This window comes from Nocardioides sp. (genome assembly GCF_031397825.1).
GTDB lineage: Bacteria > Actinomycetota > Actinomycetes > Propionibacteriales > Nocardioidaceae > Nocardioides.
The window spans coordinates 1-12722 of record NZ_JANNML010000235.1; the positions used below are offsets into that span (position 1 = coordinate 1).

Annotated in this window: 12 protein-coding genes; 9 read left to right on the forward strand and 3 right to left on the reverse strand. The window is 70.6% G+C overall.

The features are described 5' to 3' along the window. The 6 genes from RMN98_RS19895 to fadD8 form a co-directional block, all read left to right on the forward strand. Nucleotides 1-735 (forward strand): LLM class flavin-dependent oxidoreductase (locus tag RMN98_RS19895; protein WP_309650560.1); only part of this gene is annotated, 735 nt, incomplete at its 5' end. A gap of 15 nt (nucleotides 736-750) precedes the next feature. After that, nucleotides 751-1143, forward strand: a complete 393-nt coding sequence (locus RMN98_RS19900) for a DUF2237 domain-containing protein (protein WP_309650561.1) — start codon at nucleotides 751-753, stop codon at nucleotides 1141-1143. An 85-nt stretch (nucleotides 1144-1228) separates the two neighbouring features. Beyond that, the gene (locus RMN98_RS19905; RefSeq protein WP_309650562.1) at nucleotides 1229-2617 is read left to right on the forward strand and encodes an NAD(P)-binding protein; all 1389 of its coding nucleotides are present in this window, start codon (nucleotides 1229-1231) and stop codon (nucleotides 2615-2617) included. Between the two features lie 53 nt (nucleotides 2618-2670). Continuing rightward, nucleotides 2671-2982, forward strand: coding sequence for a hypothetical protein (locus RMN98_RS19910; RefSeq protein ID WP_309650563.1), 312 nt, complete (start codon nucleotides 2671-2673; stop codon nucleotides 2980-2982). Continuing rightward, a complete protein-coding gene (locus RMN98_RS19915) occupies nucleotides 2979-3272 on the forward strand; it encodes a hypothetical protein (protein WP_309650564.1) in 294 nt (97 codons plus the stop codon). Before RMN98_RS19910 ends, RMN98_RS19915 begins: the two co-directional genes overlap by 4 nt. Nucleotides 3273-3327: 55 nt before the next feature. Next, on the forward strand, nucleotides 3328-4920 hold the full coding sequence (gene fadD8, locus RMN98_RS19920; protein WP_309650565.1) for a fatty-acid--CoA ligase FadD8: 1593 nt from the start codon (nucleotides 3328-3330) through the stop codon (nucleotides 4918-4920). A gap of 3 nt (nucleotides 4921-4923) precedes the next feature. Here the strand turns inward: fadD8 and RMN98_RS19925 are convergent, their stop codons facing one another. Next, a complete protein-coding gene (locus RMN98_RS19925; protein WP_309650566.1) occupies nucleotides 4924-5745 on the reverse strand; it encodes a crotonase/enoyl-CoA hydratase family protein in 822 nt (273 codons plus the stop codon). Between the two features lie 45 nt (nucleotides 5746-5790). Here RMN98_RS19925 and RMN98_RS19930 point away from each other — a divergent pair, with 45 nt between their 5' ends. From RMN98_RS19930 to RMN98_RS19940, 3 genes are read left to right on the forward strand one after another with little or no spacing between them, the layout of a single operon-like run. Next, nucleotides 5791-7437, forward strand: coding sequence for an acyl-CoA synthetase (locus tag RMN98_RS19930; protein ID WP_309650567.1), 1647 nt, complete (start codon nucleotides 5791-5793; stop codon nucleotides 7435-7437). After that, nucleotides 7437-8546 (forward strand): nitronate monooxygenase family protein, encoded by a 1110-nt coding sequence (locus RMN98_RS19935; RefSeq protein WP_309650568.1) that lies wholly within the window; start codon nucleotides 7437-7439, stop codon nucleotides 8544-8546. The genes RMN98_RS19930 and RMN98_RS19935 overlap by 1 nt, the downstream gene beginning before the upstream one ends. A gap of 38 nt (nucleotides 8547-8584) precedes the next feature. Then, nucleotides 8585-10078: a hypothetical protein gene (locus RMN98_RS19940; RefSeq protein ID WP_309650569.1), complete on the forward strand. Its 1494-nt coding sequence runs from the start codon at nucleotides 8585-8587 to the stop codon at nucleotides 10076-10078. Between the two features lies 1 nt (nucleotide 10079). Here the strand turns inward: RMN98_RS19940 and RMN98_RS19945 are convergent, their stop codons facing one another. Both RMN98_RS19945 and RMN98_RS19950 read right to left on the reverse strand, forming a co-directional pair. After that, complete coding sequence (locus RMN98_RS19945; protein WP_309650570.1) at nucleotides 10080-11168, reverse strand: glycoside hydrolase family 6 protein; 1089 nt, start codon at nucleotides 11166-11168, stop codon at nucleotides 10080-10082. 573 nt (nucleotides 11169-11741) lie between these two features. Further along, nucleotides 11742-12722, reverse strand: a 981-nt coding sequence (locus RMN98_RS19950; protein WP_309650571.1) for an IS110 family transposase, incomplete at its 5' end; no start/stop codon positions are given.

Below are 12722 nucleotides of genomic sequence, written 5' to 3' on the forward strand. Positions count from 1 at the left end.
TGGTACGGCCAGCCGTTCTCCAAGCCGCTGGCCCGCACCCGCGAGGTCGTCGACATCATCCGCCGGGTCCTCGCCCGCGAGGACAAGGTCACCAACGCCGGCCCGCACTACCCCCTGCCCTACGACGGGCCGGGTGCCACCGGGCTCGGCAAGCCGCTCAAGCCGATCGTGCACCCGCTGCGCTCCGACATCCCGATCTGGCTCGGCGCCGAGGGCCCCAAGAACGTCGCGCAGACCGCCGAGATCGCCGACGGCTGGATCCCGATCTTCTACACGCCCAAGTCGGCCGGGATGTACCAGCCGTGGCTCGACGAGGGCTTCGCCCGCGAGGGTGCCCGCCGCACCCGCGCCGACTTCGAGATCGCTGCCACCTGCCACGTCCAGGTCGTCGCCGACGCCGCCGAGAAGCAGGCCGTGATCGACGGCATGAAGCCGGTCGTCGCGCTCTACATGGGCGGCATGGGCGCCAAGGAGCAGAACTTCCACAAGATGGTCTTCGAACGGATGGGCTACGGCGACACCGCAGACCGCGTCCAGGAGCTCTTCCTCGGCGGGAAGAAGGACGAGGCGACCGCCCTCATCCCCGACGAGCTGGTCGACGACATGCACATCATCGGCACGGCCGGTGAGGTCAAGGAGCGGGCCGCGCAGTGGGCGGAGACCGGTGTGACCACGCTGCTGCTCTCGTGCCGCTCGGCCGCCGAGGTGCACGCGATCGCGGAGATCCTGGCCTAGCCCTAGGCTGACGGCGTGGTCGAGCGCAACGTCCTGGGTGGCGAGCTGGAGGAGTGCGGCACCGAGCCCATGACGGGCTTCTTCCGCGACGGGTGCTGCAACACCGGCCCCGAGGACCAGGGCAGCCACACCATCTGTGCCGTGGCGACGGCGGAGTTCCTCGAGCACCAGCGCAGCATCGGCAACGACCTGTCGACCCCGATGCCGCTCTACCGCTTCCCCGGCCTCCAGCCCGGTGACCGCTGGTGCGTCACCGCCATCAACTGGGCGCGCGCCCACGCCGACGGTGTGGCCGCCCCGGTCGTGCTGGCCGCCACCAACGAGGCGGTGCTCCGCCTGGTGCCGCTCGCGACTCTCCAGCAGCACGCGGTCGACGTGCCGGAGGACCTCAGCGGCCTCGACCTGTAGAGCGGCCGGTGCCCGGACGTCATCCGGATGGTGGTAGCGACTCCTCGGCTCGCATGACGTTACGAGGACATGCTTGAGTTGGGCGGTGAAGAACATCGTCGACGTCGACTACCTCGTCGTCGGAGCCGGGGCCAGCGGCATGGCCTTCACCGACGCCCTGATCGACCACGGCGGCGCCCGCGTCGCGATGGTCGACCGGCGTGCGGAGGTGGGGGGTCACTGGCGTGGGGCCTACCCCTTCGTCCGACTGCACCAGGCGTCCTCGTTCTACGGCGTCGCCTCGACGGTGCTCGGCGGCGGCCGGATCCAGCAGGACGGGCCGGAGGCGGGGCTGCACCAGCGCGCCGACCAGACCGAGATCTGCGCCTACTACGACGAGGTCCTCGCCACCCGCATGGTCGGCCCGGGCCGCGTCGAGGTCTTCACCGGCTGTGACTACACCGGTGGTCGCGGTTTCGTCTCGCTCGGGACCGGCGAGCGCTTCGAGGTCCCCGAGCACTGCCGCGTCGTGGACGCGCGCTACCTCGCCCCCGAGATCCCGGCCGAGACACCGCCGCGCTTCGGGGTCGCCGACGGCGCCCGCGTCATCCCCGTCAACGAGCTGGTCGGGTGGCAGGAGTCGCCGAGCCAGCACGTCGTGGTCGGCTCCGGCAAGACCGCCACGGACGCGGTCGTGTGGCTGCTGGGTCGGGGGGTCGACCCAGACGCGATCTGCTGGGTGCGGCCACGCGACCCGTGGATGCTCAACCGCGCGCTGGTCCAGCCCGACCCTGCGACCTACCTGGGCATGGTCGCCGAGATGATGCGTCTCTCCGCCGACGCGGACAGGCTGGACGGGCTGTTCCTCGACCTGGAGGACGCCGGGATCATGCTGCGCGTCGACCCCACGGTCACGCCCTCGATGGCCAAGGCGCCGACGCTCGGCACGTGGGAGCTCGACCTGCTCCGCACCGTCGAGGACGTCGTACGAGCCGGGCACGTCGGCAGCGTGCGTCGCGGTCGCCTCGACCTGGCCGAGGGCTCCGTGGTGATCGCCGACGACGCGCTGGTCGTCAACTGCGCCGCCGACGGGCTGAAGAACCCGCCGCGGCTGCCGATCTGGTCGCCCGAGGCGATCACGCTGCAGCCGATCCGGGCCGGCTTCCCGTGCTTCGGCGCGGCACTGGCGGGCTACGTCGAGGCGACGCGCGACGACGACGCCGAGAAGAACCGGCTCTGCCCGCCGTCGTCCTACGGCAACTCGCTCGTCGACTGGGCGCGGATGAACGTGCTGGGCATGCGCGCCTCCGCGGCCTTCGGCGCCGAGCCGGACATCAAGGCCTGGGCCGACACCGTGGCTCTCAACCCCGCTCGCGTCGCACCGGACCAGCCCGGCTCCGCCGCGCTCGACGCCGCGCGCGCGGCCCTGGCGGAGCACACCGGTCCCGGACTGGCACGGCTGGCCGTGCTCGGTGGCCTCGAGGCTCCCGCGTAGGCTCGCGACCTCCGGCAGTGGTTGAGGGACAGCACCGAGGAAGGGGCAGCGACATGGTGGCGAGCAGGTCCGCGCGCGAGCGCAAGGCCCGGTCCGAGGCGGGGCCGCTGGCGACGGTGAGGATCGACGTCGACGGCAGCCAGCAGTTCGTCTACAAGATCAGCTGCACCGAGTGCGTGGCCAAGGCGCCGGCGAAGTGGTCGGCCTACCGCGCCGGCGAGGACAACGGCTACATGGCCGCGATGGACCGCTGGACCTTCCACCTCGTCGAGAAGCACCCCGGCGCCGAGGCTCCCTGCCTCGACTACCTCGACGCCGCCCAGCAGCGACTGCACGAGCGGCGCGAGGGTGCCGCCGACGCGTGAGCGGCGAGCCCGAGCCCACCGATGACGGGCGCTACCTGGTGATCGACGGCCGCAGGTGGCGGGCCACCGACCCGGCCATCCCGGAGGCGCGACGTCAGGAGCTGACCGACATCCTGATGGCCTGGCGCCGCGACGTGCGCCGCACCCGCGGCACCGATGAGGAGCGCACCTCCCGAGACGGCGTCCAGGCGGCGAAGGTCGCCCTCGGGGAGCGCGGCCAGCCGCCCTGGTGGGAGCAGACCGACGCCGAGCGGCGCGAGCGGTGGAGCGTCGAGGTGCCTCGACCCTGAGGTCGGGGCGGACGGGTCGTTGCCCATTCCTAGAACACGTTCTAGTGTGCTCCGCGTGACCGACACCGACACGATGCGCACCGGCACCCACAACGGCAACCTGATGGTGGCGGCGCTGAAGCGCCACCGCGACAAGGACGTCATGTACCTCGGCGACACCACGCTCAAGGGTGGGGAGGTCGCCGACCAGATGAGCCGCTACGTGCAGGCCTTCGAGGCGCTGGCAGCGGGCACCGGCACGTCGGCGGCGCTGTTGGCGCTCAACCGGCCGGAGGTGCTCTTCATCCTGGGCGCCGGTCAGACGCAGGGCTTCCGGCGCACCTCGCTGCACCCGCTCGGCTCGGCCGACGACCACGCCTACGTCATCAACGACGCCGGCATCACGGCGCTGATCATCGACCCCTACTTCACCGAGCGGGCGCTCGCGCTCCTGGAGAAGTGCCCGGGCCTGACCCAGGTGCTGACGATCGGGCCGGTGCCCGACGAGCTCGCCCACATCGGCACGGACCTCGTCGCCGCCGCCGCGTCGTACGACGCCGTGCCCCTGACCGCCAAGGTCCTGCCGCCCGACCACATCGTCTCGATCACCTACACCGGCGGCACCACCGGCAAGCCCAAGGGTGTGATCGGCACGTCGGCGGCGATGGCGACGATGACCCAGGTGCAGCTGGCCGAGTGGGAGTGGCCGGAGAATCCGCGCTTCCTGATGTGCACGCCGCTGTCGCACGCGGGTGCGGCGTTCTTCGTGCCCACGGTGATCAAGGGCGGGTCGCTCTACGTGCTCTCGCGCTTCGACCCCGCGGAGGTGCTGCGCACGATCGAGGAGCAGAAGATCACCGCGACCATGCTGGTGCCGTCGATGCTCTACGCGTTGATGGACCACCCCGACTCGCACACCCGCGACCTGTCCTCGCTCGAGACCGTCTACTACGGCGCCTCGGCGATCAACCCGGTGCGGCTCAAGGAGGCGATCGACCGCTTCGGGCCGATCTTCGCGCAGTACTACGGCCAGTCCGAGGCGCCGATGGTGATCACCTACCTGGCGAAGGGCGACCACGTGGGCGGAGGCGACGCGCGGCTGTCCTCGTGCGGTCGCCCGAGCGCGTTCATCCGCACGGCGCTGCTCGGCGAGGACGGCCAGCCGGTGCCGGTGGGGGAGCCGGGGGAGATCTGCGTGTCGGGGTCGCTGCTCGCGGGTGGCTACTGGAACCTGCCCGACGAGACCGCCGAGACGTTCCGCGACGGCTGGATGCACACCGGGGACGTGGCGCGCGAGGACGAGGACGGGTTCTGGTACATCGTCGACCGCACCAAGGACATGATCGTCACGGGCGGCTTCAACGTCTTCCCCCGCGAGGTCGAGGACGTCGTCGCGGAGCACCCGGCGATCGCCCAGGTCGGCGTCATCGGCACGCCTGACGAGAAGTGGGGCGAGGCGGTGACCGCGATCGTCGTGCTCCGGCCGGGCGCCGAGCTCACCGACGAGGTGGACGCCGAGATCAAGCAGATGGTCAAGGACCGCAAGGGCGCGGTGCAGGCCCCCAAGCAGATCATCGCGACCGACGCGCTGCCGCTGACGGGACTCGGCAAGCCGGACAAGAAGGCCCTGCGCGCGACCTACTGGACCGGCGAGCGCTCGGTGGGTTGATGCTCAGCTGTTGGTGAACCGGGGGGCGCGCTTCTCCGCGAACGCCCGGGGCCCCTCCTTCGCGTCGTTCGAGGCGAAGACCGCGGCGCCGACGCGGGCGTCGTCCTGCCAGCAGTCGTCCTCGTGCTTGCCCTCGGAGTCGCGCATGGTCCTGAGGATGGCCTGGACGGCGATCGGGCCGTTGGCGGCGATCAGGTCCGCGATCTCGTGGGCCTTCTCCAGGGCCGTGCCGTCGGGGACGACGTGGCCGATCAGGCCGACCTCCTTGGCCTCGGGCGCCTTCATCTGGCGTCCGGTCAGCAGCAGCTCGGCAGCCACGGTGTAGGGCATCTGACGGATCAGCCGCACGGCCGAGCCCCCCATCGGGTAGAGGCTCCACCGGGCCTCGGCCACCCCGAAGCGCGCGGACTCACCGGCGACGCGGATGTCGGTGCCCTGGAGGATCTCGGTGCCGCCGGCGATCGCCGGACCCTCGACCGCCGCGATGAGCGGCTTGGTCAGCCGGAAGCCCTTGAGCAGTCCCTTGATGACCGACGGGTCGTACTCACCCGACTCGAAGCTCTCCGACGGCGGCTTCTTGGACATCGACTTGAGGTCCGCGCCGGCGCAGAAGTAGCCGCCCGCACCGGTGAGGATGCAGACCCGGATCGAGTCGTCGGAGTTCACCCGGTCCCAGGCCGCGCTCATGATCTCGAGCATCTCGCCGGAGAGCGCGTTGCGCGACTCCGGGCGGTTCATCGTCACCACGAGCTTGTGGCCGACCTGCTCGACGAGGCAGTGGGGTGCGTCGGGAGAGGCGTCGAGGGGGGTATCGGTGCTGGTCATGGCGTGAGGCTAGCGAAAAACAAGAACGTGTTCTAGTCTCGCGTCGTGGCCCACAATATCGCTGACCTCTTCGAACACGCCGTCGACGCCGCGCCCGAGAAGCCCGCCCTGAAGGTGGGGGACCGGACGGTCACCTACGCCGAGCTGGAGCGCGACGCCAACCGGCTCGCGCACTACCTCCAGGCCCAGGGCGTCCAGCCGGGCGACCATGTCGCTGTCTACGCCAAGAATAGCGTGGAGCACGTGGTCGCCGTGCTGGCGGTCGTCAAGATCCGCGCCGTCAACATCAACGTCAACTACCGCTACGTCGAGGGCGAGCTCAACTACCTCTTCGACAACGCCGACGTCGTGGCACTGATCCACGAGCGCAGCTACGCCCCGCTGGTGGCGGCCTGCGCGCCCAAGCACGAGAAGCTGACGACCTTCGTCGTCATCCCCGACATCCTCGAGCCCGACAGCCAGGCCGACGTGTCGTCGTACGACGGGGTGCTGCTCGCCGACGCCGTCGCCGACCAGAGCGACGAGCGCGACTTCGGGCCGCGCAGCAACGACGACCTGCACATCATCTACACCGGCGGCACGACCGGCTTCCCCAAGGGCGTCATGTGGCGCCACGAGGACTTCTGGCGGGTGCTCGGCGGCGGCATCGACTTCTACACCGGCGAGCCGCTCTCCGAGATGGACCAGTCCGAGCAGGCCAAGCTCGACGGTCGCATGACGACCTTCCCACTCAGCCCGCTGATGCACGGCGGCGCCCAGGCCGGGCTCCTCATGCACCTCTTCGCCGGGCACCTGACGGTCCTCGAGCCGAAGTTCGACGCGCAGCGCACCTGGGAGACCATCGAGCGCGAGGGCGTCCAGCTGATCTTCATGACCGGTGACGCGATGGCCCGCCCGCTGATCGAGGAGTTCGAGCGCAAGGCAGCGACCGGCACGCCCTACGACGGGTCGAGCCTCTTCGCGATCTCCAGCAGTGCGGCGATCTTCAGCCCACCGGTGAAGAAGCGGTGGATGGCCGCCTTCCCCAACTCGATCTTCACCGACTCCGTCGGCGCCTCGGAGACCGGCTTCCAGGGCATGGGCATGCAGGACAAGGACTCGATCAGCAGCGACGGCCCGGTCGTCGGGCTGGGCCCGGCCAGCGTCGTCATCGGCGACGACGGCCACGTGCTCGACCTGGCGACCAACGTCGGCAAGATCGGCCGCCTCGGTCGGGGCGGCTCGGTGCCCGTGGGCTACTACAAGGACCCGGAGAAGTCGGCCAAGACGTTCCTCCAGATCGACGGTGAGCGCTACTCCGTGCCGGGCGACTTCGCGCGCATCGAGACCGACGGCCGGGTGACCCTGCTCGGCCGCGGCTCCAACTGCGTCAACACCGGCGGCGAGAAGGTCTACCCCGAGGAGGTCGAGATGGCGATCAAGGGCCACCCCGGCGTCTACGACTGCCTCGTGGTCGGGCTGCCCGACGAGAAGTACGGCCAGACCGTCGCGGCCGTCGTCCAGCCCCGGGAGGGCCACGACGTCACGCTCGAGTCGCTGCGGGAGTTCCTCCGCGGTTCGCTCTCGGGCTACAAGCTGCCGCGGGCGCTGACGATCGTCCACGAGATCCCGCGCAACGCCACCGGCAAGGCTCAGTACCCCAGGGCCAAGGAGCTGGCGCTCGCCGGCCAGACCGCAGGAGCAGGTGCCTGATGCGCAGTCCGCTGTGTGATGCCTTCGGCATCGAGTACCCGATCTTCGCCTTCACCCCCTCCGAGCACGTCGCGGCCGCGGTCTCGCGCGCCGGGGGCCTCGGGGTGCTCGGCTGCGTGCGCTTCAACGACACCGAGGAGCTCGAGCGGGTCCTGACCTGGCTCGACGACAACACCGACGGCAAGCCCTACGGCGTCGACATCGTGATGCCCATGAAGATCCCGACCGAGGGCACGTCGGTCGACCTCAAGGCGATGATCCCCGACGAGCACATCTCGTTCGTGGAGCGCACCCTGCTCCAGCTCGGTGTGCCTCCGCTGCCCGAGGGTGAGGGCCGCGACGGCGTGCTCGGCTGGCTGCACTCGATCGCCCGCTCGCACCTCGACGTCGCGCTCAAGCACCGGCCGGTCTTCATCGCCAACGCCCTGGGCTCGCCGCCCAAGGACGTCATCGACAAGTGCCACGAGCACGGCATCAAGATCGGAGCCCTGGCCGGCGCCGCCAAGCACGCGCTCAGCCACGTCGCCAACGGCGTGGACATCATCATCGCGCAGGGCTACGAGGCCGGCGGGCACACCGGCGAGGTGGCCAGCATGGTGCTGACCCCCGACGTTGTCGACGCCGTGGGGCCCGACGTGCCCGTCCTCGGCGCGGGCGGCATCGGCTCCGGTCGCCAGATCGCCGCCTCGATGGCCCTCGGCGCGCAGGGCGTGTGGATGGGCTCGCTGTGGCTCGGCACCGAGGAGTACCGCGGCATGGGCAACAACAACAGCGAGGCCTGGGAGACCGCCTTCACCCGGGCCACCAGCAGCGACACCGTGCGCACCCGCGTCTACACCGGCAAGCCGGCGCGACTGCTCAAGACCAAGTGGACCGAGGCCTGGGCCGAGGACGGTGCGCCGTCGCCGCTTCCGATGCCCCTGCAGAACCTGCTGGTCGCCGAGGCGCACAACCGGATCACCGCGGCCAACGACCCCGACGTCATCTCGATGCCCGTGGGGCAGATCGTCGGGCGGATGAACGAGGTGCGGCCCGTGGCCGAGGTGATGGCCGACCTGGTCAGCGAGTTCGAGGAGACCGTCCGCAAGTTGGACAAGATCTCCGGGTGACATGACGCGGAGGGCGCTGGGTCGTTGAGGTCGTCATGGTGACGACCGACACTGCCACTGGCACAGCCACTACCTCCGCGACGCCGGCCCGCGCCACCGCCGTACGACGCCTGCTCGTCGCCGCCGTCAGCCTTGCCGCCTGCTTCTCGGGGCTGTCCGTCGCGGGGTTGCTGAGCGCGGAGTCGTCGCCGTTCCCGCCCAGCGTCCCGGAGGCGACCTGCGGGCCCGGTGCCCGCCCGGAGACCGACGTCCAGGGCCGGGTCCCCACCCGCGACTACGACAACGGTCGCGTCCGTCGGGGTTATCAGTGCAACACCCGACAGGTCTCCCACGAGGGCGCCACCGGTGGCTTCAAGGTGCTGCGTTACACGGACAGGACCGGCCGCACCTGCGCCTACTACGACTCCACCCGGCTCTTCCCGCTCGACGCTCCCTTCCAGGTGCAGTCCGGCTTCGGGGTCGTCGTGCTCGACATGACCGACCCGGCCAAGCCCCGTCGCACGGCGACCCTCACGTCGCCGGCCATGCTGAGCCCGCACGAGTCGCTGCTGATCAACGACCGCCGTGGCCTGATGGGAGCCGTGCTCGGCAACGCCTCGACCAACGCCGGCATCCTCGACCTCTACGACGTGCGCACCGACTGCCGGCGCCCGCGCCTGCTCTCGTCGACCCCGGCCGCAGTGCTGGGCCACGAGAGCGGCTGGTCGCCCGACGGGAGGACGTTCTACGCCTCCAGCACGGTCGGACAGACGCTGGTCGCGATCGACGTCACCGACCCGACCCTGCCGCGTCCCGTCTTCACCCAGCTCGGTGTCAACTTCCACGGGATGCGGCTCTCGCCCGACGGTCGCACGATGTATGCCGCCAACATCGGCAACGACGTCTCCGACGGCACCTTCCCCGGACAGGGCCTGCGCATCATCGACGTCAGCGAGATCCAGGACCGCGAGCCGAACCCCTCGATCTCCGTGCTGTCTGACCTGGTGTGGCGCGAGGCGTCCATCCCGCAGGTGTCCCAGCCGTTCCGACGCGGCAAGCGCGACTACCTGCTCCAGGTCGACGAGTTCGCCAACTTCGGCCTCACCGACTTCGCCGGCGCGGAGGTCGGGGCCGCGCGGATCATCGACGTCACCGACCCGCGTCGGCCGGTCGTCGTCTCCAACCTGCGCCTCGCGGTCCACCAGCCGGCCGCTCGCCGCCGGGCCTTCAACGACCCGGGGGCCAGCAGCCCCGTCGGCGGCTACGCGGGGCACTACTGCTCGGCGCCCTACCAGCAGGACCCGTTGGTCGTCGCGTGCTCGATGATCGGCTCGGGCCTGAGGATCTTCGACATCCGCGACCTCAAGCACCCGCGCGAGCTGGGCTACTTCAACCAGCCCGTCCAGAGCGCGATCCCGATCAAGACCGGAGCCAACGCCCTGTCGCAGCCGGCGTGGGACGTCAAGCGTCGCTCGGTCTGGTACACCGACGGCAACTCCGGCTTCTACGTCGTCAAGCTGACCAACGGCACGGGGCGGCTGCTCCAGCGCTGAGTCACTGGTAGGGCGTGGTGCGGGCGACCGCGAGCGCGCGCCTGAGGTCGAAGGGCTGGCTCTGCTGGTGCAGCCAGGGGCGCCCGGTCCAGACGAAGCCGTCCACGTGCTCGGCGGCGAGCGCGCGCACCCGGCCCGACAGGCCCCACGCGGCGGCGGTGACGTCGGCGGTCGGGGGGATGCCCAACGTGACGCAGCGCCGGCCGGTCGGGGTGCGGCACGTCGCGGCGTCGTCGAAGGGTTGGCCCTGCGGGCGGGCCTCCCACTGCGCGTGGGTGAAGGGGCGACCGTTCTGCGTGGTGTCGACGACGAAGTGCTTGCCCGGGAGACCCCGGTCGGCCAGCCCCGCGACCACCTCGGCGCCATAGGTGATCTGCGACGACGTCGCGTCGTAGTGCGTGGTGTTGAGCGCGAAGCCGCGGACGTGCTCGACGCCCAGGTCGACGAGGAGCTGCACGGCGTCCTCGACGCGGAGCCAGTCGGCCGCGCCCGCGTCGAGGTAGACGTGGGTGTGCGGGAGCGCGGCGAACGTGCGCGCCGCCCAGGCGACCAGTCGCGCCGGGACCTTCGACCCGCCGGGCGCGCACCGGGCGAACGGCCCGTCGGGCTGCAGCACCATCAGCGTGTGGGTGTCGCCCAGGGCGCCCGCGAAGCGGGTGATCCAGCGGCGGTAGCTGGCCTTCTCGGCCTTCGTCGGCAGCCGCGTGCAGGCCTCCTGCTCCCAGGGCATCATCCGGAAGACGGTCATCGGCACCAGCACCTCGGGGTCGCCCCCGGTCGCCGACGCCACGTAGTCGCGCACCCTGCCCGCGATCTCGTCGTCGCCGATCCAGTCGCCGAACCACTTGCTCTTCGGCTGCAGCGCGATCCTGGCCAGGAGCGCCTTGCGCTGCCCGGTTGCGCGCTCGTAGGGCTCCCACGCCAGCTCGGCGTCCCCGCGGTAGACGCCCCACGTCCGGCCCGCCAGCGGGTTGTCCGTCGTGACGGGCGTTACCGTGGTCGCGGAGCTGGTCGTGCCCACCGTCATGCTCGGGGCGACCGTGGCCAGGGCAGCCAGCAGCATCACGAGGAGGCTCAGGCGGCGCGGCACGCGACCAAGGTAAAGAACGCGTCCTGGTCCGCGCATGGGTCGATCGGGTGGTGTCGCGTGGTCATCGCGGACCGTTCGCTCACGTCGCTGGTCGAGCAGCGAGGAGCGCCGGCGACGAACGCCCGTCGAGTCCCGGTGCGGTGCCTGGAGGCCGTTCGGCGGAAGTCGTTCCTGGGGTGGTCAGACGTTTGGCCATCTGACAGGGGTCTCTCCCTGGTCGGTGGCCGAGCCGACAGGGCCACCAGGCCCGAGGGTGGCGACACCCGGTGGGGTCTCGACGAACGCCCGTCGAGTCCCGGTGGGGTGCCTGGGAGGCCGTTCGGCGGAGGTCGTTCCTGGTGTGGTCAAACGTTTGGCCATCCGATAGGGGTCTCTCCCAGAATGGTGGTCGAGCCGCGAGGGCCGCCAGGGCCGAACACCCGTCGAGACCCGGTGGGGTGCCTGCGACCGTCGGCACGTCGGACGGTGGGGTCTCGACGTCTCGTCGCTTGCGCTTCTCGGGCTCGACCCACGACAGCCTTTCGGTGGTTGAGCAGCGAGGAGCGCCGGCGACGAACGATGCTCCTATAGAGGTCAAGCCATGCGAGTGGTGTCTGGGCGGTGGTGGTGGCTGGTGTAGTCCTCGATGTCGGCGAGGAGGGCTGGTAGGACTTCGCGGACGATGTTGCGTTTGAGGCAGCGGATGATTTCTTTCTTCGTGAGGCCTTGCTGGGTGCGTCGCTCGCGGTAGGCCACGGTCGCGGGGTGGGCCTTGAGCCGGACCACGACGATGGTGTGCAGGGCGTTGTTGCCTGCCCTGTCACCTCCTCGGTTCAGGCGGTGGCGGTCGGTGCGGCCACTGCTGGCTGGTAGTGGCGCAGCTCCGCACAGGTGCGCGAAAGCGGCCTCTGAACGCAGACGTTCGGGGTTGTCGCCGGCGGTGATGAGCAGTTGGGCTGCGACCTGGATCCCGATGCCGTGCAGCGACAGCAGTCGCGGCGCGAGGTCCTGGACCAGCGGGCCCATGAGGTGATCAAGGGTGGTGATCTCCTCGGTGAGGTCGGTGATGCGACGCGCGATCGCGCGTAACGCGGCGCGGGTGGCGTGGGTGGGGTCGGTGATGCGGCCGGGGTCGATGCGGAACCTCGCGCAACGTGTCGTGACAGCGTGGATCGTGAGTCCCTCGAGTGGGGTGCGAACCTCTTGAGGTGCTGAGGTGATCAGCCCGTGGAGCTGGTTCAGGGCCGCCGAGCGGGCCTTGATGGCCCCGCGGCGGGCGACTTTCAGCGCGCGCAGGGCCTCGACTGGCCCGGTGCGGGTCTTCGGGATCCCGGTGGCGGTGCCGGCCAGCACCGCTCGCGCGGCGCTGATGGCATCGATGGGGTCGGACTTGCCGTGAGTGCGACGTGTGCGCCGGTCGGGTCGATCGATCTCGATGACCTGGATGCCGTGTGCGGCCAGGCTGCGGGCCAGGCCGGCGCCGTAGGTCCCGGTACCCTCGACACCCACCGCGGTGACCGCACCGAAGCTCGAGAGCCACACCAGCAGGTGGGCGTAGCCCTGGGTAGTGGCGGG

Coding starts and splice junctions, on each gene's coding strand:
- RMN98_RS19910 (WP_309650563.1), top strand. CDS start 2,671: ATGGTGGCGAGCAGGTCCGCGCGCGAGCGCAAGGCCCGGTCCGAGGCG.
- RMN98_RS19925 (WP_309650566.1), bottom strand. CDS start 5,745: ATGACCAGCACCGATACCCCCCTCGACGCCTCTCCCGACGCACCCCAC.
- RMN98_RS19935 (WP_309650568.1), top strand. CDS start 7,437: ATGCGCAGTCCGCTGTGTGATGCCTTCGGCATCGAGTACCCGATCTTC.